Annotated in this window: 19 protein-coding genes; 5 read left to right on the top strand and 14 right to left on the bottom strand. The window is 70.7% G+C overall.

Translation table 11 applies throughout. The features are described from left to right. Nucleotides 1–63 precede the first annotated feature (63 nt). From ABZ267_RS20780 to ABZ267_RS20765, 4 genes are all read right to left on the bottom strand, one after another. Nucleotides 64–1,065 (bottom strand): TIGR03842 family LLM class F420-dependent oxidoreductase, encoded by a 1,002-nt coding sequence (locus ABZ267_RS20780; RefSeq protein ID WP_356749294.1) that lies wholly within the window; start codon nucleotides 1,063–1,065, stop codon nucleotides 64–66. 56 nt (nucleotides 1,066–1,121) lie between these two features. Beyond that, a complete protein-coding gene (gene hydA / locus ABZ267_RS20775) occupies nucleotides 1,122–2,522 on the bottom strand; it encodes a dihydropyrimidinase (RefSeq protein WP_356749296.1) in 1,401 nt (466 codons plus the stop codon). Nucleotides 2,523–2,697: 175 nt separating this feature from the next. Then, a complete protein-coding gene (locus tag ABZ267_RS20770) occupies nucleotides 2,698–3,981 on the bottom strand; it encodes an aspartate aminotransferase family protein (RefSeq protein WP_356749298.1) in 1,284 nt (427 codons plus the stop codon). Next, nucleotides 3,978–4,820, bottom strand: coding sequence for a nitrilase-related carbon-nitrogen hydrolase (locus ABZ267_RS20765; RefSeq protein ID WP_356749300.1), 843 nt, complete (start codon nucleotides 4,818–4,820; stop codon nucleotides 3,978–3,980). Before ABZ267_RS20765 ends, ABZ267_RS20770 begins: the two co-directional genes overlap by 4 nt. A gap of 305 nt (nucleotides 4,821–5,125) precedes the next feature. On the opposite strand from ABZ267_RS20765, the gene ABZ267_RS20760 reads away from it, so the two are divergent. Beyond that, the gene (locus ABZ267_RS20760) at nucleotides 5,126–6,169 is read left to right on the top strand and encodes an aldo/keto reductase (RefSeq protein ID WP_356749302.1); all 1,044 of its coding nucleotides are present in this window, start codon (nucleotides 5,126–5,128) and stop codon (nucleotides 6,167–6,169) included. Nucleotides 6,170–6,339: 170 nt separating this feature from the next. Here ABZ267_RS20760 and ABZ267_RS20755 read toward each other — a convergent pair whose 3' ends face one another. The 3 genes from ABZ267_RS20755 to ABZ267_RS20745 all read right to left on the bottom strand — a co-directional run bounded on the left by ABZ267_RS20755 (nucleotide 6,340) and on the right by ABZ267_RS20745 (nucleotide 8,563). Further along, nucleotides 6,340–7,734, bottom strand: a complete 1,395-nt coding sequence (locus ABZ267_RS20755) for a hypothetical protein (RefSeq protein WP_356749663.1) — start codon at nucleotides 7,732–7,734, stop codon at nucleotides 6,340–6,342. Between the two features lie 150 nt (nucleotides 7,735–7,884). Further along, nucleotides 7,885–8,265, bottom strand: coding sequence for a PPOX class F420-dependent oxidoreductase (locus tag ABZ267_RS20750; RefSeq protein WP_356749304.1), 381 nt, complete (start codon nucleotides 8,263–8,265; stop codon nucleotides 7,885–7,887). Nucleotides 8,266–8,293: 28 nt separating this feature from the next. Beyond that, nucleotides 8,294–8,563: a helix-turn-helix transcriptional regulator gene (locus tag ABZ267_RS20745; RefSeq protein WP_356749306.1), complete on the bottom strand. Its 270-nt coding sequence runs from the start codon at nucleotides 8,561–8,563 to the stop codon at nucleotides 8,294–8,296. A 73-nt stretch (nucleotides 8,564–8,636) separates the two neighbouring features. Here ABZ267_RS20745 and map point away from each other — a divergent pair, with 73 nt between their 5' ends. Continuing rightward, complete coding sequence (map, locus tag ABZ267_RS20740) at nucleotides 8,637–9,404, top strand: type I methionyl aminopeptidase (protein ID WP_356749308.1); 768 nt, start codon at nucleotides 8,637–8,639, stop codon at nucleotides 9,402–9,404. A gap of 26 nt (nucleotides 9,405–9,430) precedes the next feature. Here map and ABZ267_RS20735 read toward each other — a convergent pair whose 3' ends face one another. Both ABZ267_RS20735 and ggt read right to left on the bottom strand, forming a co-directional pair. After that, nucleotides 9,431–10,201: a glycoside hydrolase family 75 protein gene (locus ABZ267_RS20735; protein ID WP_356749310.1), complete on the bottom strand. Its 771-nt coding sequence runs from the start codon at nucleotides 10,199–10,201 to the stop codon at nucleotides 9,431–9,433. 163 nt (nucleotides 10,202–10,364) lie between these two features. Continuing rightward, nucleotides 10,365–12,182 (bottom strand): gamma-glutamyltransferase, encoded by a 1,818-nt coding sequence (gene ggt, locus ABZ267_RS20730; RefSeq protein WP_356749312.1) that lies wholly within the window; start codon nucleotides 12,180–12,182, stop codon nucleotides 10,365–10,367. 104 nt (nucleotides 12,183–12,286) lie between these two features. Between ggt and ABZ267_RS20725 the strand changes: the two genes are divergently transcribed. After that, on the top strand, nucleotides 12,287–13,030 hold the full coding sequence (locus ABZ267_RS20725; RefSeq protein ID WP_356749314.1) for a hypothetical protein: 744 nt from the start codon (nucleotides 12,287–12,289) through the stop codon (nucleotides 13,028–13,030). Nucleotides 13,031–13,042: 12 nt separating this feature from the next. Here ABZ267_RS20725 and murJ read toward each other — a convergent pair whose 3' ends face one another. Then, complete coding sequence (murJ, locus tag ABZ267_RS20720) at nucleotides 13,043–14,695, bottom strand: murein biosynthesis integral membrane protein MurJ (protein WP_356749665.1); 1,653 nt, start codon at nucleotides 14,693–14,695, stop codon at nucleotides 13,043–13,045. Between the two features lie 351 nt (nucleotides 14,696–15,046). Between murJ and ABZ267_RS20715 the strand changes: the two genes are divergently transcribed. Further along, nucleotides 15,047–16,264 (top strand): Ig-like domain-containing protein, encoded by a 1,218-nt coding sequence (locus ABZ267_RS20715; RefSeq protein ID WP_356749316.1) that lies wholly within the window; start codon nucleotides 15,047–15,049, stop codon nucleotides 16,262–16,264. Between the two features lie 137 nt (nucleotides 16,265–16,401). Further along, nucleotides 16,402–17,997 (top strand): CocE/NonD family hydrolase, encoded by a 1,596-nt coding sequence (locus tag ABZ267_RS20710; protein WP_356749318.1) that lies wholly within the window; start codon nucleotides 16,402–16,404, stop codon nucleotides 17,995–17,997. 32 nt (nucleotides 17,998–18,029) lie between these two features. On the opposite strand, the gene ABZ267_RS20705 is transcribed toward ABZ267_RS20710, so the two are convergent. Genes ABZ267_RS20705 through ABZ267_RS20690 form a run of 4 tightly spaced genes read right to left on the bottom strand, consistent with a single transcriptional unit; the run spans nucleotide 18,030 to nucleotide 21,243 of the window. Beyond that, complete coding sequence (locus ABZ267_RS20705; RefSeq protein ID WP_356749320.1) at nucleotides 18,030–18,896, bottom strand: amino acid ABC transporter permease; 867 nt, start codon at nucleotides 18,894–18,896, stop codon at nucleotides 18,030–18,032. Beyond that, nucleotides 18,893–19,537 carry an amino acid ABC transporter permease gene (locus tag ABZ267_RS20700; protein ID WP_093686622.1) on the bottom strand — a complete coding sequence of 215 codons (645 nt, stop codon included), beginning with the start codon at nucleotides 19,535–19,537 and terminating at the stop codon, nucleotides 18,893–18,895. The genes ABZ267_RS20705 and ABZ267_RS20700 overlap by 4 nt, the downstream gene beginning before the upstream one ends. 16 nt (nucleotides 19,538–19,553) lie before the next feature. After that, on the bottom strand, nucleotides 19,554–20,486 hold the full coding sequence (locus tag ABZ267_RS20695; RefSeq protein WP_356749322.1) for a glutamate ABC transporter substrate-binding protein: 933 nt from the start codon (nucleotides 20,484–20,486) through the stop codon (nucleotides 19,554–19,556). Between the two features lie 13 nt (nucleotides 20,487–20,499). Beyond that, nucleotides 20,500–21,243, bottom strand: a complete 744-nt coding sequence (locus tag ABZ267_RS20690; protein WP_356749324.1) for an amino acid ABC transporter ATP-binding protein — start codon at nucleotides 21,241–21,243, stop codon at nucleotides 20,500–20,502. Between the last annotated feature and the right edge of the window lie 23 nt (nucleotides 21,244–21,266).

Below are 21,266 nucleotides of genomic sequence, written 5' to 3'. Positions count from 1 at the left end.
CGTGCGGGGCGGTGCGGGCGGGTGCGGTGCGGACGGGACGGAACCGTGGGGCGCGCAGGGGTGTCAGGCGGTGAGTGCGGGGATGATCGTGGAGCCGTACGCGTCGATGGTCGCCTCGCGCGCGTCGTGCATGTTGTAGACCGCGAACTGGTCGACGCCCATGTCCCGCAGCGCCCGGAGCTTCTCGATATGCGCCTCGGCCGGACCCAGCAGACAGAACCGGTCGACGATCTCGTCCGGGACGAAGGCGGTGTCCGGGTTGCCGGTGCGGCCGTGATGGCTGTAGTCGTAGCCGGAGCGGCCCGCGATGTACGCGGTGAGCGCCTCGGGCACCAGGCCGGAGTGCTCGCCGTAGCGGGCGACGAGGTCGGCCACGTGGTTGCCGACCATCCCCCCGAACCAGCGGCACTGCTCACGGGCGTGATCGAGGTCGTCGCCGACGTAGGCCGGCGCGGCGACGCAGATGGTGACGGAGTCCGGGTCCCGGCCGGCGTCGGACGCGGCCTCCCGTACCGCCTTGATCATCCACTCGGTGAGGAACGGGTCCGCGAGCTGGAGGATGAAGCCGTCCGCCTTCTGTCCGGCCAGCGCGAGGGCCTTGGGCCCGTACGCCGCCATCCACACCGGCAGCCGTCCGTCCTTCACCCACGGGATCTGCACCGGCTGCCCGTCGACCGTCGCCTCCCGGCCCTCCGCCAGGTCCCGGATGACGTCGATGGCCTCGCCGAGCCGGGCCAGCGTGTTGGGCCGGCGGCCCGCGACGCGCATCGCGGAGTCGCCGCGCCCGATCCCGCACACCGTGCGGTTGCCGTACATGTCGTTGAGGGTGGCGAAGGTGGAGGCGGTGACCTCCCAGGTGCGGGTGCCCGGGTTGGTGACCATCGGGCCGACGGTCATCCGGTCGGTGTGCTCCAGGATGCGGCTGTAGATGACGAACGGCTCCTGCCAGAGCACCGCCGAGTCGAAGGTCCAGCCGTAGCGGAACCCGTTGCGTTCCGCGCGGCGCATCAGGCCGACGACGGCGGAGGCGGGCGGGTCGGTCTGGAGGACGAGTCCGAAGTCCATGCGGGGTCTCCTGGTCCAGGTGGTGACAGGTGGCTGGCCTGGATACTGACGTCTCGTCAGTCCAGGTACTGGGAGGTGGCACGCGGGGTGTACATGCCGTGTCCGGCGCGCCCGGTGAACTTCCGTCCCTCCAGAACGAGTTCGCCGCGCGAGAGCACGGTCTCGACCTGGCCGGTGATCCGCTTGCCCTCGTACGCCGAGTAGTCGACGTCCATGTGGTGCGTCTCGGCGGAGAGCGTCTGCTCGGCGTGCGGGTCGTAGATGACGATGTCCGCGTCGGTGCCCGGCGCGATGGTGCCCTTCTTCGGGTAGAGGCCGAACATCCGGGCCGGCGAGGCGCAGGCGATCTCGATCCAGCGGCGGCGGGTGATGTGCCCGTCCACGACGGCCTGGTGCAGCAGGTCCATCCGGTGCTCGACGCCGGGCATGCCGTTGGGGATCTTGGAGAAGTCGCCGCGGCCCATCTCCTTCTGGCCGGAGAAGCAGAAAGGGCAGTGGTCGGTGGAGACGACCTGGAGCTCGTTGTTGCGCAGGCCGCGCCAGAGCGTCTCCTGGTGCTTTTTGGGGCGCAGCGGCGTGGAACAGACGTACTTGGCGCCTTCGAAGTCCGGCTCGGCGAGGTTGTCCGTGGAGAGGAACAGGTACTGTGGACAGGTCTCGCCGAAGACCGGGAGGCCCTTGTGGCGGGCGGCGGCGATCTCCTCCACCGCCTCGTCGGCGGAGACGTGGACGACGTAGAGCGGCGATCCGGCAACGCGGGCGAGCTGGATCGCGCGGTGGGTGGCCTCGGCCTCCAGGGCGACCTTGCGGACGTCTCCGTGGTAGCGCGGGTCGGTGTGGCCGGCGGCGAGGGCCTGTTCGACCAGAACGTCGATGGCGATGCCGTTCTCGGCGTGCATCATAATCAACCCGCCGTTACCGGAGGCCTGTTGCATGGCCCGCAGGATCTGGCCGTCGTCGGAGTAGAAGACACCCGGATACGCCATGAACAGCTTGAAGGACGTGACACCTTCGGCGACGAGCCGGTCCATCTCCTTGAGCGAGGACGGGTTCACGTCGGCGAGGATCATGTGGAAGGCGTAGTCGATGGCACAGTTGCCGTCGGCCTTCGCGTACCAGGCGTCGAGCCCTTCGCGCAGCGACTTGCCCACGCTCTGGATCGCGAAGTCCACGATGGTGGTGGTCCCGCCCCAGGCGGCGGCGCGGGTGCCGGTCTCGAAGGTGTCGGCGGCGTACGTCCCGCCGAACGGCATCTCCATGTGGGTGTGGCCGTCGACGCCGCCCGGAATGACGTACTTGCCGGTGGCGTCGATCCTGCGGTCGGCGCTCCAGGACTCCGCGGCGTCGGTGCCGTGGGCCGCGAGTGCGGCGATGCGCCCGCCCTCGACGAGGACGTCGGCGTGGATCTCGTCGGACGCGGTGATGACCAGACCACCGTGGATGACGGTGCGGCTCATGGGTACCTCCTCGCTGGGGCGGTACGGGGGCCCACGCACATGGACCCCCGTACGCCGGTCAGTTGACGCTCGTACGGTGCCTGGCCGGCGCCCTTGCGGTGCTCGGCGCGGACTGCGGTCGTACGGCGGTCGGCCGGCGGCGCGCACGGTGTGCCGGTCGGCGCTCGTACGGTGGTCAGCCGGCGGCGCGCAGGGCTTCGGCCAGGACCGACGCGCCCTCCTCCGCCTCGGCGACGGTCAGGGTCAGGGGCGGCGCGATCCGCAGCACGCTGGTGTTGTGGCCGCCGCCCTTGCCGATGAGCAGACCGCCCGCGCGTGCCGCCTCCAGGACGGCCGTGGCCGCCTCCGGATCGGCCTCGTCCGTACCGGGCTTGACCAGCTCGATACCGATCATCAGGCCCCGGCCGCGCACTTCGCGTACGGCGTCGGATCCGGCCGCGATCCCTCGCAGCCGCTCGATGAGGAGCCCGCCGACGCGCCGCGCGTTGCCCTGGAGGTCGTGCTCCAGGTGGTACGAGAGGTTGGCGAGGCCGGCCGCCATGGTGACGGGTGAACCGCCGAACGTGGAGATGGAGTTGGCGTCCAGGCAGTTCATCACCTCCGCGCGGGCGACGACTCCGCCGATGGACATGCCGTTGCCGATGCCCTTGGCGAAGGTGAGGATGTCCGGCGGACCGTGCTCGGCGTGCGCCTGCCAGCCCCAGAAGTGCTCGCCGGTCCGTCCCCAGCCGGTCTGCACCTCGTCCGAGATCCACAACACACCGTGCCGGTGCAGGACTTCGCGGAACGCGGCGAACAGCCCGTCGGGCGGCGAGGTGAAACCGCCGACGCCCTGGATCGGTTCGGCGATGAGCGCCGCGGCCTCCCGGGTGTGGCCGAGGAGGTCCTCCAGATCGGCGACGCACGCCCGGATGAACCGCTCGTCGCTCAACTCCGCGTACGGGCCACGGGATCGGACGCCTCCGTGGACGTAGAGCGTCTGGAGCGGCGAGAGCGTCGTGGGCGACCAGGCGTGGTTGCCGGTGATGGAGACGGCGGAGAAGGAGCGGCCGTGGTAGCTGTTGCGCATCGCGAGGATCTGGTTGGACCTGCGGTACGCGGTGGCGAGCAGGAGCGCGGTGTCGTTCGCCTCGGTGCCCGAGGTGGTGAAGAAGACCCGGGCGTCCGGGATGCCGGAGAGGTGGGCGATCCGCTCGGCCAGCTCCACCATCGGGCGGTTGAGGTAGAGCGTGGAGGAGTGGATGATCCGGCCGGCCTGTTCGGAGACGGCCTTGGTGACCTCGGGCAGGGCGTGGGCGGTCATGGTGGTGAGGATGCCGCCGAAGAAGTCGAGGTAGCGGTTGCCGTCCGCGTCCCAGACGTACCGGCCCTCGCCGTGGGTGAGTTCGATGGGCCGGCGGTAGTAGAGGGCCAGCCACTCGGGGCTGACGGCGAGGTGGCGTTCGTACAGTCCGGTCACGGCTCCACCAGCCCGTCGTAGGCGTCGGGCCGTCGGTCGCGGTAGAAGGCCCACTGCTGGCGGACCTCCTCGATCAGGCCGAAGTCCAGGTCCCGGACGACGAGTTCCTCCTCCTTGTCGCTGGCGACGTCTCCGACGAACTGGCCGCGCGGGTCGACGAAGTAGCTGGTGCCGTAGAAGTCGTTGTCGCCGTACTCCTCCTGGCCGACGCGGTTGATCGCGGCGACGAAGTACTCGTTGGCGACGGCGGAGGCGGGCTGTTCCAGTTGCCAGAGGTGGCCGGAGAGGCCGCGCGAGGTGGCGGACGGGTTGTAGACCAACTGGGCTCCGTTGAGTCCCAGTTGGCGCCAGCCTTCAGGGAAGTGCCGGTCGTAGCAGATGTAGACGCCGACCTTGCCGACGGCAGTGTCGAAGACCGGCCAGCCGACGTTCCCGGGCTTGAAGTAGTACTTCTCCCAGAACCCCTTGACCTGCGGGATGTGGTGCTTGCGGTACTTGCCGAGGTAGGAGCCGTCGGCGTCGATCACGGCGGCGGTGTTGTAGTAGAAGCCGGACTGCTCGACCTCGAAGACCGGGACGACGACGACCATGCCGGTCTCGCGGGCCAGATCCCGCATCCGGCGGACGGTCGGCCCGTCGGGGACCGGCTCGGCCCAGCGGTAGTGCTCGGGCTCCTGGACCTGGCAGAAGTAGGGGGCGTTGAACACCTCCTGGAACCCGATGATCTTCGCGCCCTGCCGGGCGGCCTCGCGCGCATGGTCCTCATGCTTGGCGATCATGGATTCGGTGTCGCCGGTCCAGGTCGCCTGGACGAGTGCGGCGCGTACGACGTGGGACATGAGCTGCTCCTTCGACGCGGCGTCAGAGAGCCTCTACGCGATTTCTACGCACGTAGATCGGTGCATGGATGGAGAACGTAAGCCCCTCCGTCCGGCGGGGCAAGACCATCGCCGTGAACCGGCTGAGTCGATCATGTTTCGCACCCGAGCGGTCCACACCGGCCACGGTACGCATCATTCCGCGCAGACGCGGCGCGTCACACGGAACCGTGAGGGAGTTGCCGTGAAGTGCGCTCCAGCTCATAGCCTGCTGGCGTCTCCGGGCATCACCTGGCGTCGATCGTCGAGCGAAAAGGAATCCTTACATGCGCTGCACACTCTTCGGCAGGACCGGCCTGCGCGTCAGCGAGCTCGCGCTCGGAGCCATGACCCTGGGGCGGCACGAATCCGGCCACGCGGCGGTACGGGAGACCTCCGGCCGGATCCTCGACGCCTATCTGGAGGCGGGTGGCAATTTCCTGGACACGGCGGACATCTACGCGGGCGGCACCTCCGAGGCGGTCCTGGGCGAGCTGCTGGGCGACCGCCGCGACGGGCTCGTCCTCGCCAGCAAGTACACCTGTGCGACCCGGCCGGGCGACGTCAACTCCGGCGGCAACCACCGCAAGAACCTGGTGCAGTCCGTGGAGGCGAGCCTGCGACGGCTGCGGACGGACCGGCTGGACGTCCTCTGGGTGCACGCTCGGGACAACTTCACGCCGGTCGAGGAGGTCATGCGCGCGCTCGACGACCTGGTCCGGAGCGGAAAGGTGCTGTACGTGGGCGTATCCGACTGGCCCGCCTGGGAGATCGCCCAGGCCAGTACGGTCGCCGAGCTCCGCGGCTGGACGCCGTTCACCGGTTCGCAGCTGCGGTACAGCCTGCTGGAGCGGACCCCGGAGCGTGAACTGCTCCCGCAGGCCCGTGCCTTCGACCAGGCCGTCTTCGCCTGGAGCCCGCTCGCGCGGGGCCGCCTCACCGGCCGCCAGGAGGAGGCCGCGCCGGGCGCGGGCGACGAGGCGGAGCTGCGTGCCCGGGAGACCGTGCGGTCCGTCGTCGAGATCGCCCGGGACGGTGGCTGGAGCCCGGCCGCCGTGGCCCTGGCCTGGCTGCGCGGCCGCCCGGGCAACATCGTCCCGATCCTCGGCCCCTCCACGCCGGACCAGCTCACCGACGCCCTCGGCTGCCTGGAGGTGGAGCTGGACGTGGACGCCGTGGACCGGCTGGACACGGTGAGCAGGGTGTCGCTGGGCTTCCCGCACGACTTCCTGCGGGACGAGGCGGTACGCGAGACGGTGTACGGGGACCGCTGGACGGACATCGAGGAACGGCGCTCGACGTATCGGCGGACGACGGCCGGGGTGCTCTGAGCGGTTGGCCGGGCGGGGCGGCCGGCGGTTGCGGTGAGCCTCCGTGCGGCGTGCGGTCCCGGGTTGCGCGGGGGCCTCCGTGCGGCCGGGGCGCGTTGGTTCCTGGCGCGGCGTGCGGCTTACGGCGCTCCTGGGCGTCGCCGGCACGCGCCCCGTACGTTCCCGCCGCCTCACACCCCCGGCACACCCGCCACCCGTAGCGCGTGGATCAGGTCCCACTCCCGCTCCGCCGACACCTCGCGGGCCGCCGCCAGCAGGTGCGGCAGGACACGGTCTCCGCCGCCGCCCGCGAGTTCGGCCGCCTCCTGCGGCGTACGTACGCGGACGAAGGCGCCGAGCAGCGCCCGCGCCTCGCCCTCGCGGCCCGCGCCGTCCAGGGCCAGGACGGCATCGGCGACCTCGGCGGCGGGCCGGGCCACCCCCTGCCGCAGCAGCAGCCCGCAGTCCTCCTCCCGGCCTGCCGCAGCCAGCGCTCCCGCCGCCGCGGCGAAGGCGGCGGGCGGCAGCGAGGACGCCTCCCAGAGCAGGGTCGTCCAGTCGGCGGCGAGGCCGGCGCGGTACAGGGCGACCGCCAGCACCGGCAGCCGGGGCGCGGGCCAGGCCGCCACCTCGCAGAGCACGACATGGGCCTCGCCGCTCCGCCCCTCCGTACGGAGCCGGACCAGCCGCGCGACGGCGGCGGCCACGGCCTGTCCCGCCTCCGGATCCGGCAGCTCGGCCGGCGCGGGCGCCTGCCGCTCGTCCTCCGCCGGCCCGCCACCGAAGCGCGCACCACGCGGAGTGGAGCCGCCTTCCGGCGCGGGCACGGGCAGGACGGGAACGACCGAGGGCGCGTAGCCGGTCTCCTCCTCGTCGTCCACATCGAGACCGGCGAAACGGGCGCCACGCGGCTTCTTCCGCAGAGGCGCGGGAGCGGAACCGGCGGCGAGTCTGCGGGACCGGAACCGCCCAAGCGCTTCAGCGCCCGCCGGCGCGGGCGCGGACTCCGGCACAGAGTTCCGTACGGCCTCCGGCGCCGCCACCACGACCCCCGGCGCCGCCTCCCGCTCCGCATACATCTCCACTCGCGGATGCGGAACCGTCACCGCCGCCAGCCGCCCCCTCAGCTCCGCGCACCTGGCCGCAGCGCGCCGATGGTCGTCCTGGGCCCAGGCCGGCGCCTCCGGATAGGCCGGACCGACGCCCGCCTCCCCCGCCTCCGCCGCACGCAGCCGTTCCGCCGCCCGGCCCTGCTCGCGGATCATCAACTCCAGCCGGTGCACCAGCTCCTGACGTCCGCCGGGCCGGCGGTCGTGGGCGGCCGCGGCGGCGGAGTACAGCGCTGCGGCCCGTACCGACGCCTGCTCGGCGAAGTACGCGCCGTGGAGCGCGGCCAGGTCGGCGAGCAGCGACTCCACCACGTCCCAGGGCGGTATCTCCACACCCTCCAGACAGGACTGCATCCCTTGCGGATCACGCCGGGTGAAGACCCCGTACCACCCGCGTCCGGGGTCGAGCCGTGCGGTCAGTTCCCGCAGGTAGTGCGCGAACGTGCCTACATCCACCGCTTGCTGACGCACCGTCACCACCATCGCCGCCCTCGCCTACCGTCGACCGGAGCCTTCCGGTCCGCAGGCATTCGACCGCAGGTGTGTTACGGGGCGGCTACGCGCAGCTTTCGTCCGCGCTGCGGCGGATGCACGGCACCCGCCGGCGTGCGCCCCCCAGAGCTGCCGTCAGAAGGTGACGGCGATCCCGGTGTGCGGGCGCTTGCCGAGGCGGGCGACGGTGGCGGGCCAGTCGACGAGCCAGAACTTCCAGGTGTACTTGCGGGCCAGCAGCTTGCGCACCGTGCGGGTCTCGTCCGCGTCGAGGAGGCGTCCGGTGCCTTCGGCGCTCGGAGCGTCCTCGGCGATCCGGCCGCGTACGTCGCAGACGGTGACGGCGACCCGGGTGTCGTTCCGGAGCCGCTTGACCTTCCACGAGTCCGAGCGGGTCCACACGTACAGCACCTCACCCTCGGCCGCGGCCCACACGGGCGTGGCGACGGGCGTGCCGTTCCTGCGGTAGGTGGTCAGGCTGACGTATTCGCTGCGCGCGAAGTCCTGGAGAGTCACGGACGCGACCCTACGCACCGCACGCCCGCTACGCGATCAGAGGTACGACGGCGGGTTCAGCGGCACAGCGGCCGAGCAGCTCGTCCATGGAGAGGCCGAGTGCTCCGGCGAGCGCGGCGACGGTGAAGAAGGCGGGCGTCGGAGCGCGGCCGGTCTCGATCTTGCGGAGGGTCTCGGCGGAGATTCCGGCACTCGCCGCGACGGCGACCATGCTGCGCTCCCCGCGCGCCTCGCGGAGCAGGCGGCCGAGCCGTTCGCCGCGGAGGCGCTCTTCGGGAGTGAGAGGGGTGCGGACCATGAGGCCACTCTACTACGGTCCACCATTTTTATACCGTCATTACTATACCGCTTCGACCGGTATAGTAATGGGCATGGTGCACATCAAGACAGACACATCCATCGAAGCCATGCGTGAGTCCGGACGCGTCGTCGCTCGGATCCTGGCCCGCGCCCAGGAGGTCGCGGCCATCGGCGTGACGCCTCGGGAGCTGGACGATGCGGCGCGCGAGGTGCTGCGCGAGGCAGAGGCCTCCTCGCCGTTCCTGAACTACAAGCCGCACTTCGCGCCGACCCCGTTCCCGGCCGCCATCTGCGTCTCCGTCAACGACGCGGTCGTCCACGGCATCCCTTCCGCCGAACCGCTGCGCGACGGCGACCTGGTCAGCGTGGACGCTGGCGCGCTCCTCGGCGGCTGGGCCGGCGACGCGGCGGTCAGCTTCACCGTCGGCACGGCCCGCCCGGCCGACACCGAGCTGATCGACGCGGCCACCACCGCGCTGGAGGCGGGCATCGCGGCGGCGGTCGTCGGCAACCGGATCGGCGACATCGCCCACGCCATCGGCACCGTCTGCCGCAAGGCGGGCTACGGCATCCTCGACGGGTACGGCGGCCACGGCATCGGCCGTTCGATGCACGAGGACCCGTCCGTGCCGAACGAGGGACGGCCGGGACGCGGCATGCCGCTGCGCCACGGGATGGTCCTCGCGATCGAGCCCATGCTGCTCGCCGGCGGCCTCGACGAGTTCCGCCACGACCCGGACGGCTGGACGCTCCGGACGACCGACGGCAGCCGGGCCGCGCACGCCGAGCACACGGTGGCCATCACGAAGGACGGTCCGCGCGTCCTCACCGCTCTCTGACGGCTCTCCGGCAGCGCTCAAAGGCCTCAGCGTCCGACGAACGTCCTCGCCAGCTCCTCGCCCCGGCTCTCCGCCGTGGCGCGGCTCTCGATCGGTGAGATGCGCGAGTCCTTGAACGCGATGTACGTGACACCGGAAGCGGCGCCTCCGGTGCTCGGGTGCGGGTCGATGGACAGCTCCTTCGCCAGCGCGTACGAGCCTTCGCCGATGATTCCGGCGGGCCCGGTGTCACCGATGACGGCGTACCGCACCTGGCCCTGGTGGATCACGGCGACGACGCTGCCGCCGGTCAGCCCGGACTTCCGGTAGTCCCAGATCCGGCCCGGCGCCGGCACGACCACGAAGGGCAGCCGGGCCGAGTCCAGCGGTTTGCCGCGCGAGGTCTGGAACGCCGTCTGCGGCTGGAAGTACGGGTCGGTCTTCGTGTTGCAGGCCTTGGTCTTGCGGCCGTCGCAGTCGATGTCCAGGTCCGCCTTCCAGAAGACGGCGTCCTTGGTGGCGCAGACCGGGACGGTGGCCTTGGCGCGGTGGGCGTCCGTACGGTACGTGCCGCGCGAGATCTGCCGGCAGGAGCGGACCTCGGCGAGCAGTTCCTCCGCGCTCACCGGAAGATCCGCGCTCGCCTGAAGATCCGCGCTCACCGGCGCGTCCGCGAGACCTCCCGGTGCGGGACCCACCCGGATATCCGGCGGTGTGTCAGGTACGGGAACGTCGGCGGTGGCAGGCAGGGCCGCCGGGCCGAGCAGAGCCGCGCCACAGACGCCGGCGGCGGTCAGAGCGAACGTTCGGGTGCGCATCGTGAGGGACGGCCCTTCCAGTCGACCGGAGGGACCCGTCCGGGCCCCTCCCTGCGCGCCGGCAACGAGATCACCGGCGCTCCCCTCCCCCGGCGGCGGGCCCGGTCGAACGCGGACACACCGCGCGCGACCGGACCCGCCGTCCCTGCTGCATGAGGCCGGGTCAGCTCCTGCCGCCCGGCTGCACCACCATGGCCGAGCCACCGCCGCGCCGCACCTTCTCCGCGGCTGCCAGCCAGCGGCCGTCGGGGAGCCGCTGTACGCCGGTGGCGGCGCCGATCTCCGGGTTCTGCCGGAAGGCGTGGCCGAGCGCTTCGAGCTCGCCGCGGACCGGGCTGTTCCAGAGGTCCGGCTCGATCTCGGTGGTGGCCGCGTTGCGCTGGCTGGCGCGCGGTGCGGCGATGGCCTCGACGAGCGGCAGCCCGCGGTCCAGGTGGCCGGTCAGGGACTGGAGCACGGTGGTGATGATCGTGGCGCCGCCCGGTGAGCCGAGCGCGAGGAGCGGCTTGCCGTCCTTCAGCACGATGGTCGGGGACATGGACGAGCGGGGCCGCTTGGCCGGGCCCGGCAGGTTCGGGTCGTGGACGGCCGGGTTGGCCGGGGCGAAGGAGAAGTCGGTCAGCTCGTTGTTGAGGAGGAAGCCTCGGCCGGGGACCGTGATGCCGCTGCCGCCGGTCGACTCGATCGTCAACGTGTAGGAGACGACGTTGCCCCACTTGTCGGCCGTCGTGAGGTGCGTGGTGTTCTCGCCCTCGAACGTCGTCGGCGCCGCCGTACCACCGCTCCCGCAACGGGCCGGGTTCCGCGGGTCACCGGGCGCCACCGGACTGGTCAGCACCGCGTCGTCCCTGATCAGGCAGGAGCGCGCGTCGGCGAACCGCTGGCTCAGCAGTTCCTTCGTCGGCACGTCCTCGAAGGCCGGGTCGCCGACCCAGCGGCCCCGGTCGGCGAAGGCGATGCGGCTCGCCTCGATGAGCCGGTGGAGATAGCGGGTCTGGCTCGCCCGCGAGAGGTCGGTGCGCTCCAGCATGTTGAGGGCCTGGCCCACGGTCGTACCGCCGGACGAGGAAGGCGCCATGCCGTACACGTCCAGGCCGCGGTAGCCGACCTTCGTCGGGTTCTGCTGAAGCGTGCGGTAGGAGGAGAGGTCCTTGCGGGTGAGGTCGCCGGGCCGGACGGTGCGGGTGGCCTTCGGGTCGACCGGCGGCTTGCGGACCGTACGGACGATGTCGTCCGCCAACTCGCCCCGGTACAGCTCCCCGACGCCCTTGCGGCCGATCTTCTCGTACGTACGGGCCAGGTCGGGGTTCTTGAACACCGAGCCGACGACGGGCAGTTCACCGCCGGGCAGGAACAGCTTCGCGGAGGCCGGGAAGTCGGCGAACCGGGCCTGGTTGGAGGCCGTCTGCGAGCGGAACGTGCCGTCCACCACGAAGCCGTCCCGGGCCAGGCGTTCGGCCGGTTTCAGCAGCGTACGAAGGGACTTGGAGCCCCACGCGTCGAGCGCGCGCTCCCAGGTGGCGGGCGTGCCGGGGGTGCCGACGCCGAGGCCGCTGGTGACGCCCTCCTCGAACGGGATGGGCTTGCCGTTCTCCAGGAAGAGCGAGGCGCCGGCGCTGCGCGGCGCGGTCTCGCGGCCGTCGATCGTGCGGACGGTGCGCTTCTTGGCGTCGTAGTGGACGAAGTAGCCCCCGCCGCCGATACCCGCCGAGTACGGCTCGGTCACACCGAGCGCGGCGGCGGTCGCCACGGCCGCGTCCACCGCGTTCCCGCCCTTGCGCAGCACCTCGATCCCGGCCGCCGACGCGTCCCGGTCGACACTGGCCACCGCTCCCCCGTACCCCACCGCCACCGGGGACTTGGGCGGAGCCGGTGGCTTGTGGGCGGGCTGCGCGGAGCCTGCCGGGGCGGCGGCCCCGAGGGAGGCGACCACGGCGAGAGCGGCCACTATCGACATGTTCCGGCCGACGGAACGGTGCATACGAACCTCCAGTCAACGGATCTCCGCGCAGGCTAGCCCGCGGGCACCCGGATCGTCAGGACCGCCTCGAACGGTTACCCGAATGACCGATAACATGCCCGGCCATGACGGACGACGTGCGCAACATCGTGCTGGGCGTGATAGCCGCCGGAGTCAGCGGTTCGCTGGGCTGGCTGGCCCGTACCTACCTCCTGCGGCGGAAGCTGCACCGTAAGCAGGCGTTCTTCGGGCTGCCGGCCCACTCCGAGTGCCTGCTGGTCGTCAACCGGTACGCGGGCGCCGAAGGCTCCGTGCACCGGTACGACGTGTTCGCGCTGCTGGAGCTCTCCGCGCTGATCAAGGACTGTGCGGCGAACGCGCAGATCGTGACGCACGACGTGGCGCAGCAGGGTTTCGGTGAGCGTACGGAGTTCTGCGTCGGCGGTCCGACCTCCAACCAGCGGATGGCGGCCCATCTGCGGACCCTGCTCCCCGGTGTACGGATCAACACCGAGCCGGAGCCCGGACCGGACCGCGTCGCCTTCCAGATCGGTTCGGAGCGCTACCGGCTGGAGCCGGGGGTCTCGGAGTACGTGCTGCTGGCGCGGCTGACGGGTGGCCAGGAGGCGCGTCCGGTCTTCCTGTTCTGCGGACAGCGGGCCATCACCAACCAGGCGGCGACCCGTTATGTCTCCCGCCACTACGACAAGCTGCTGCGCAAGCACGGCACCAAGTCGTTCGCGCTGCTGCTGAAGGTGGTCAACTCCCAGGCGTACGGCCCCGATGTGGTGGAGGTCGTCGGCGATGTGACCCGCACGGCACAGGCGCCCGTACCGACCGCTCCGCCCTCGCACCGGGCGAGCGGCTGAACGCGTCCGGCCTCAGCGCCGCAGCCGGGCCCGGCCGCTGTCCACCATCGCGGTGATCTCGCCGATCCTCAGCGGCCGGGCCAGCAGCACCACCGTGAGCAGCAGCGCCAGCGTCCCGGCCCCGGCGGCCGCCACGTCGCCCGCGCCCTCGGCCATGCGCGCGGCCCCGTAGGCGAGCGCCCCGGCGGGCAGGCAGGCGACGATCAGCCGGAGGTGGGCGCCGAGCGTGGGCGAACGCAGCGGGGAGCCGGTTCCGGTGGCCGAAACCCGCCGGGAGAGGACGTACCCGGTGACCGCGAAGCCGACGGCGAAGGCCACCGTGCTCGCTGCGGCCATCCCGGTCACGGCCCAGCGGACGGGCAGCAGCCAGAAGGCGGCGGCCGAGAGAGCGGCGTTGACACCGGCGACGACGAGGTTGAGCAGGAAGGGCGTACGGGTGTCGCTCATCGCGTAGAAGCCGCGCGAGAGGACGTACTGCCCGGAGAAGGCGATGAGCCCGGGCGCGAAAGCCATCATGATTCCGGCCATCACCGTGATGTCGGCGTCGGTGGTGCGCCCGTACCCGAAGACCGAGCCCATCACCCACGGCGCCAGGACGAGCAGCGCGGTGGCGGCGGGCACGATGACGGCGGCGCTGGTCCGCAGCGCGTACGCGACATCGCGCCGCACTCCGGCGAGGTCCCCGTCGGCCGCCGCCCGGCTCATGCGCGGCATCAGCGCGGTGACGAGGGAGACGGTGATGATGCCCTGCGGGACGACCCAGAGCTGGTAGGCGTAGCTGTACGCGGTGTAGCCCGCGCCGCCCGCCACGTCCTGCTCGAAGGCCTGCTGGCCGGCGGTGGTGGAGAGCCGCGTGACGACCCAGTACGCGAGCTGGTTGGTGAGCACCAGCAGCACGAGCCAGCCGGCCGAGCGCATCGGCCGGGTCAGTCCGCTGCCGCGCCAGTCGAACCGGGGCCGCCAGCGGAACTTCGCGGCCCGCAGCGCGGGGATCAGCGCGAGCGTCTGCACGGCGATCCCGGCGGTGGTGCCCCAGCCGAGGAGGTGCGCGTGCGCGTCGGAGAGAGTGCCGTCGGAGGTGGCGGCGACGGCGATGTAGAGGCCGAACACGCCGATGATCACGATGTTGTTGAGGACCGGCGTCCACATCATCGCGCCGAACCGGCCACGGGCGTTGAGGACTTGGCCGAGCAGCGTGAAGAGCCCGTAGAAGAGGATCTGCGGCAGGCAGTAGCGGGCCAGCGCGACGGTCAACTCGGCCTGACGGCCGTCGTAGTCGGTGTAGAGGCCGACGATCAGCGGCGCCGCCGCCACGGCGAGCGCGGTGAGGGCGAGGAGGCCGACGGTGCAGACGGTGAGCAGCCGGTCGGTGTAAGCGGCGCCTCCGTCCGCGTGCTCCTTGGCGGCGCGGACCAGTTCGGGGACGAAGACGGCGTTGAGCGCGCCGCCGATGAGGAGGATGTAGAGGATGTTGGGGACGGTGTTGGCGACCGTGTAGCCGTCGGCGGTCAGTCCGGTGCCGAGCGCGGCGACGACGACCGCCGAGCGGACGAAGCCGGTGGCACGGGAGACGACGGAACCGGCCGCCATGACGGCGCCGCTCCGCAGCACGGAGGCGGACCGGGCCGGCGGTATCGCGGGCTCCGTACCGGCTTCTTCGGGCACGACGGAGCCGGCGGGCTTTCCGCCGGCCTCCTCGGGATGGTCGGGCCAGCCGGACTGGCCGGGCACGACGGGCCGATCCGGCTTCCCTCCGGACCGCTCGGACTTGCCGGCTTCCTCCGACCGACCGGCTTCCGCCGACCCGCCAGGTCCCTCCGCCTCCTCGGGCTCGACGATTCTGCCCACTGGTCTCTCCCGCGCTCCGAGGTACTGGCCGACGGTGGAGGGTACTCCGCAGGGTCGGGCGCCGGTCCGGCGGGGGCATGGGCCGAATCCGACATGGGGGAAACGGAACCCGGCAAGGGGGAAATCGCCTCTCCCCTGTTGAGCCCTGCAGCCCTGGAGGTTTTTCCGTTGAGTTCCGCACGCCCGCGCCGCATCCGTCGTACCGCCTCGTCCGACCGGACCGCCCGCCTCGTCCTGGCCGTTCCGGCGGCGCTGCTCGCTGCCGCGCTCACGGCCTGTTCCGGCGGTGGAGCGGCCGGTTCCGCCGCCCAGGACGGCGGCGACGACAAGGCACCGGAGACCGAGATCTCGGTGAACCACCAGGGTGAGGCGGCGGCTCCGGGCAAGCCGGTGAAGGTCACGCTGGCGCACGGGAAGCTGAAGTCGGTGTCGGTGACGGCGGACAAGGGCGGCACGCTGGCCGGGAGGATATCCGCCGACGGCCGGACCTGGACATCCGAGCGGGTCGCCGCGCCGGGCACCGCGTACACGGTCGCGGCGAAGGACGCGGACGGCGGCAGCGACCAGGCCGCCTTCACGACCACCGAGGCGGAGAAGGTCAACAAGCTGTCGCTCGCGCCGGGCAAGAACACCACGGTCGGCGTCGCTCAGCCGCTGTCGATCGTCTTCGACCACCCGGTGAAGAACAAGGCGGCGGTGGAGAAGGGCCTGAAGGTGTCCACCTCGAACGGTACCGAGGGCTCCTGGGGCTGGCTGCAGGACTACTCGGGCAAGGACCGCGTCGACTGGCGGCCCGAGGAGTACTGGAAGCCCGGTACGAAGGTCACTCTGGCAGCCGAGCTGAACGGCACCGACACGGGCGCGGACGGCGGCTGGTTCGTCCGCGACTACGCCACCACCTTCACCATCGGCGCCGCCCAGGTCGTCAAGGTCGACCTCGACGGACACCAGCTCTCGCTGCACCGAGACGGCGAGCAGGTCTTCCAGGCTCCGATGTCGGCCGGCACGCCGGGCGGCGACAAGGCGTCCTGGCGCGGCACGGCCGTCCTGATGTCGAAGGAGGGGACGATCAACATGCGCTCGGAGACGGTGGGCCTCGGCGACGCCTACGACAAGATGGTCGACTACTCGATGCGACTGACCTGGTCCGGGATGTACGCGCACGCCGCGCCGTGGAACTCCGGCTACTTCGGCAACGCCAACCGCAGCTCGGGCTGTCTCGGCATGAGCGACGCCAATGCCTCCGCGCTCTACGAGCAGGTGCGGGTCGGCGACCCGTTCGAGATCACCGGCGCCGACGCCAAGGGCACGGTCGCCGAGGGCAACGGGTACGGCGCCTGGAACGTGTCCTGGACCGACTGGCAGGCGAAGAGCGCGCTGAAGTGACGCCCCGGCACTCGGGCCCCTACTGACGCGACGTCCAACAATCGTTACCTTCACGCAACACGCCCGGTAGTTACCAGCGGTAAACAACCGGGGTTACCGTCGGGTCACTTTGCACTGACACGCGTGAGGAGTGACCCGTGGTACGTCCGAAACCGGCACTGCGCACCACCGCTTCGATCACCACCGCCGCCTTCCTGCTGACCGGAGCCGCCCTCGGTGCGGCTCCGGCGGCAGGCGCCGCACCCGTCCCGGCGAGTGCGAGCGCGAGTTCGCCGAGCCTGACGTTCCACGACATCCCCGGCTCCGGCGGCATCACGCTCAAGGGCAATGTGTTCAAGCCGGCCGGAGCACCGGCCGGGACGAAACACCCGCTGATCATCTTCCCGACCAGCTGGGCCATGCCGCAGATCGAGTATCTGGCGCAGGCCCAGAAACTCGCCGACTCCGGTTACGTGGTGGTGAGTTACACCTCGCGCGGCTTCTGGCTCTCCGGCGGGAAGATCGAGGTGGCCGGTCCGCCGGACATCGCGGACGCCTCCGCCGTCATCGACTGGGCACTGGCGAACACCTCGGCCGACCCGGACCGGATCGGCATGGGCGGCGTCAGTTACGGCGCGGGCATCAGCCTGCTGGCCGCCGGACACGATCCGCGGATCAAGGCGGTGGCCGCGCTCAGCGGCTGGGCCGACCTGATCGACTCGATCTACAGCGGCCGGACCCAGCACCTCCAGGCCGCCGCCCTGCTCGGCGGCGCCGGTCTGATCACCGGCCGACCCAGCGACGAACTCTCGCAGACGCTTGAGGACTTCCTCGGCTCCAACCTGGCCAAGGAACCGGAGATGATCGCCTGGGGCGCCAAGCGCTCACCCGCGACGCACCTGGACCAGATCAACGCCAACGGCGCCGCCATCATGATGGGCAACGCCTGGGGCGACACGATCTTCCCGCCCAACCAGTACGCCTCGTTCTACGAGAAGCTCACCGGCCCCAAGCGCCTGGAGTTCCGTCCCGGCGACCACGCGACCGCCGAGCTGACCGGCCTGTTCGGGCTGCCCAACGACACCTGGACGAGCACCCGCCGCTGGTTCGACCGCTACCTCAAGGGCGAGCGCAACGGCATCGACACCGAGCAGCCGGTCCAGCTCAAGTCCCGTACCGACAAGGGGTACGAGGGCTACGCGGACTGGAAGTCGGTCGGCGCGGCGAAGAACCGGATACAGCTCAACGGTACGAAGAAGGTGTGGACGAACGTCGATTCGGGCGCCAACGGGGGCATCACGCTGCTCTCCAACGCGCTGGACCAGTTCCTGAAGCTGCCGCCGGCCGTCTCCGTACCGCTTCTGCCGCGCACCTTCGCGAGCGTCTGGCAGTCGGAGAGGTACGGCTCCGAGCAGCGCGTCCGGGGTACGGCGAAGCTGCACACCACGGTCACCAGCACGAAGTCGAGCGGCACCTTCGTCGCGTACCTCTACGACGTCGGCCCGCTCGGCGTGGGCAAGCTGGTCAGCAACGCCCCGTACACCTTCCACGACCGGACGGCGGGCCGGCCGTTCGCCGTCGACCTGGAGCTGTTCTCCACGGCCTACGACGTCCCGGCCGGTCACCGGCTCGCCCTGGTGATCGACACCGTCGATCCGCTGTACATCGAGCACAACCCGACCGGCGCGCAGCTGACCTTCTCCTCGCCCGCCTCGGACCCGAGTCATCTCTCGGTCCCGCTGCGCGAGAAGTGATCACCGACTGCTGCCGGGCGGGACATGCTCGGCTACTGACCTCCCGGCAGCAGCTTCCCCGGCTCGGCCGGAGCCACCCCCACCGCCTCCGTCTTCGGATTGCGCCGCTGCCGCCGCGCCACCCAGGTGGCGAACCACGAGAGCAGCATGCACAGGCCGATGTAGATCGGAGAGATCACCATCACGACGGGGATGAAGGGAAGATCGTAGTCGAGATTCGACGCGATCAGCTTCCCGGCGTGGAGGAATTCCTCGTAGGTGATCAGGTAACCCAGTGAGGTGTCCTTGAGCGCGACCACCAGCTGACTGATGATGGTCGGCAGCATCGCGCGTACCGCCTGCGGAGCCAGGACGAACGTCGTGACCTGCGTCTTGCGCATCCCGAGCGCGTACGCGGCCTCGCGCTGGCCGCGGTCCACGGAGTTGATCCCGGTCCGGAAGACCTCCGCGAGGACCGAGCCGTTGTAGAGGGTCAGTCCGGCGACCAGCGCGGGCAGCGCGTGGACCTTCAGCGCCACGAAGATGAAGAAGATCATCACGAGCACCGGCATGGCCCGGAAGAACTCGACCAGCAGGGTGGAGATCCAGCGCACCGGGCGGTGCACGGAGAGCCGGCCGACCGCCAGGACCGCGCCGAGGGCGAGGGAGAGGACGGCGGCGTACGCGAACGCCTTGAGCGTGTTGCCGAGTCCGCGCAGCAGCAGTTCCTGGATGCCCTTGTACGCGAAGGGCCGCCACTTCTCGGCGGTGAACTGGTCGGTGTCGAAGAGGAGATAGATGATCCAGCCGACGAGGGCGAGGATCACGGCCGTCGAGGCGATCCCGTAAAGCAGATGCCGTTTGCGGGTCTGCGGTCCCGGGACGTCGTAGAGCGCGGTGGCCGAAGGGACATGGGTCATCGTGCGACTCCCCAGCGCTTCTCCATCACGTTGAAGAGCGCACTGATGGTGAGGGTGATGATCAGGTAGCCGACGGCGATCCAGATGAACGTCCAGATGATGCTGTAGCCCAGCTCGTTGAGCGTCCGGTAGGTGCCGAGGAGTTCGGTGACGCTGAACGCGCCGGCGATCGCGGAGTTCTTGGCCAGCGCGATCAGGGTCGAGCCGACGGGCGGGATCACCGAGCGGAAGGCCTGCGGCAGGACGACCTCGCTCAGCGTCTGGCCGAAGGTCATGCCGAGACTGCGCGCCGCCTCGCCCTGGCCGGTGGGCACGGTGTTGATGCCGGAACGCAGCACCTCGCAGATGAAGGCTGAGGTGTAGCAGCCGAGCGCCAGGACGGCGAAGAGCTGGAAGGGCAGCACGAGGCCGAAGCGCGGCAGGCCGAGGAGGACCGCGAAGAACAGCAGCGTCAGCGGCGTGTTGCGCAGCACCGTCACCCAGACCGTGCCCAGCACCCGCAGCGAGCCGACGGGCGCGACGCGGAAGGAGGCCATGACGAAGCCGAGCGCGAGAGCGAGGGCCGAGGAGTAGACGGTCAGCTCGACCGTGCCGAGGAATCCCTTGCCGTAGAGGGAGAAGTTGTCTGTCAGTACGTCCATGGGTGGCGCCGTCCCCTCAGTTCGCCGGGTAGCGGTCGATCGGCGGCGGGGTCGGCGCGGGCACTCCGGAGAGGCCCAGCGTCGCTTCGAACGCCTTCTTCCAGTTGCCGTTCTTCTCGTTGGCCTCCAGCGCGTCGTCGAGCGCGACCCGCAGCGCGCTGTCGGCGCGCGGTACGCCGATGCCGTACGGCTCCTCCGAGAAGGGTTTGCCGACGACCTTCATCTCGTCGGGCGCCTTGGCCGCGAAGCCGAGCAGGATGGCGTCGTCGGTGGTGACGGCGTCGACCTGGAAGGTCAGCAGGTTGTCGACACAGATCGAGTACGTGTCGTAGGCGACGAGGACCGCTTTGGGATAGTCCTCGGCGATGCGCTGGTACGGCGTGGAGCCGGCGGCCGAACAGACCGTCTTGCCGTCCAGGTCCTGCGGCCCGTCGATGTCGTTCTCGTCGGTGCGCACGAGCAGTCCCTGGCCCGCCATGTAGTAGGGGCCGGCGAAGCCGACGAGTTTCTTGCGCATGTCGTTGATGGTGTAGGTGCCGACGTAGTAGTCGATCTGGCCGTTCTGGAGGGCGGTCTCACGGTTGGCGGAGGCGATCGTCCGGAAGCGGATGGTCTTCGGTTCGAAGCCGAGCGAGGCCGACATCATCCGGGCGATCTCGATGTCGAAGCCGGAGAAGACGCCGCTGGCCGGGTCCTTCTCGCCGAGGTAGGGCTGGTCCTCCTTGGCGCCGACGATCAGATGACCGCGCCGCTCCGCCTTCCGCCAGGTCGGCGACGCGGGCAGGTCGAAGCTCTGGTCCACCCGGTAGACGGGCAGCGCCTCGGGCTTCGGGCCCTTCACCGGCGGGCTGCCGTCCTTGCCGCAGGCCGCTGCGAGGACGGAGAGCAGGAGACAGAGCGCGAGGACCGCACGGCGGTGGCCCCTACGGTCACTGTTGGTACGCGACACGAGCAGCCCTCCGTCAGTGCTTGAGGATCTTGGACAGGAAGTCCTTGGCGCGGTCGCTCTCCGGAGCGGTGAAGAAGTCCTCCGGAGTGCGGTCCTCGACGACGCGGCCGTCGGCCATGAAGACGACGCGGTTGGCGGCGGACCGGGCGAAGCCCATCTCGTGGGTGACCACGACCATGGTCATGCCGTCCCGGGCGAGCTGCTGCATCACCTCCAGCACCTCGTTGATCATCTCCGGGTCGAGCGCCGAGGTGGGCTCGTCGAAGAGCAGCGCCTTGGGGTCCATGGCCAGGGCGCGGGCGATCGCCACGCGCTGCTGCTGGCCGCCGGAGAGCTGGGCGGGAAACTTGTCGGCCTGGGAGGCGAGGCCGACCCGGTCCAGCAGTTCCCGCGAGCGCCGGTCGGCCTCCTCCTTCTTCCGCTTGCGGACCTTGAGCTGGGCCAGGGACACGTTGGCCAGCACGGTCTTGTGGGCGAAGAGGTTGAACGACTGGAAGACCATGCCGACTTCGGCGCGGAGCTGGGCCAGGCCCTTGCCCTCCTCGGGGAGGGGTCGGCCGTCGATCAGGATGGAGCCGGACTCGATCGTCTCCAGCCGGTTGACCGCCCGGCAGAGCGTGGATTTCCCGGAGCCGGAGGGGCCGATGACCACCACCACCTCCCCGCGGCCGACGGTGAGATTGATGTCCTGAAGTACGTGCAACTCTCCGAAGTGTTTGTTGACGTCCCTCAGTTCGATCAACGGATCGACGGCCATGCGCTGCCCTACCCACTTGTCGC

Source organism: Streptomyces sp. NPDC006174, from assembly GCF_040614075.1.
Classification (GTDB): Bacteria; Actinomycetota; Actinomycetes; order Streptomycetales; family Streptomycetaceae; genus Streptomyces.
The sequence above is the reverse complement of the archived record's forward strand: the minus strand, read 5'-3'. Positions and strand labels throughout refer to the sequence as shown.

What these genes read in the sequence shown, in the direction of transcription:
- ABZ267_RS20780 (WP_356749294.1), bottom strand. Translation starts at nt 1,065, where the DNA reads ATGGACTTCGGACTCGTCCTCCAGACCGACCCGCCCGCCTCCGCCGTC.
- hydA (WP_356749296.1), bottom strand. Translation starts at nt 2,522, where the DNA reads ATGAGCCGCACCGTCATCCACGGTGGTCTGGTCATCACCGCGTCCGAC.
- ABZ267_RS20765 (WP_356749300.1), bottom strand. Translation starts at nt 4,820, where the DNA reads ATGTCCCACGTCGTACGCGCCGCACTCGTCCAGGCGACCTGGACCGGC.
- ABZ267_RS20760 (WP_356749302.1), top strand. Translation starts at nt 5,126, where the DNA reads ATGCGCTGCACACTCTTCGGCAGGACCGGCCTGCGCGTCAGCGAGCTC.
- ABZ267_RS20745 (WP_356749306.1), bottom strand. Translation starts at nt 8,563, where the DNA reads ATGGTCCGCACCCCTCTCACTCCCGAAGAGCGCCTCCGCGGCGAACGG.
- map (WP_356749308.1), top strand. Translation starts at nt 8,637, where the DNA reads ATGGTGCACATCAAGACAGACACATCCATCGAAGCCATGCGTGAGTCC.
- ABZ267_RS20735 (WP_356749310.1), bottom strand. Translation starts at nt 10,201, where the DNA reads ATGCGCACCCGAACGTTCGCTCTGACCGCCGCCGGCGTCTGTGGCGCG.
- ggt (WP_356749312.1), bottom strand. Translation starts at nt 12,182, where the DNA reads ATGCACCGTTCCGTCGGCCGGAACATGTCGATAGTGGCCGCTCTCGCC.
- ABZ267_RS20725 (WP_356749314.1), top strand. Translation starts at nt 12,287, where the DNA reads ATGACGGACGACGTGCGCAACATCGTGCTGGGCGTGATAGCCGCCGGA.
- ABZ267_RS20705 (WP_356749320.1), bottom strand. Translation starts at nt 18,896, where the DNA reads ATGACCCATGTCCCTTCGGCCACCGCGCTCTACGACGTCCCGGGACCG.
- ABZ267_RS20700 (WP_093686622.1), bottom strand. Translation starts at nt 19,537, where the DNA reads ATGGACGTACTGACAGACAACTTCTCCCTCTACGGCAAGGGATTCCTC.
- ABZ267_RS20690 (WP_356749324.1), bottom strand. Translation starts at nt 21,243, where the DNA reads ATGGCCGTCGATCCGTTGATCGAACTGAGGGACGTCAACAAACACTTC.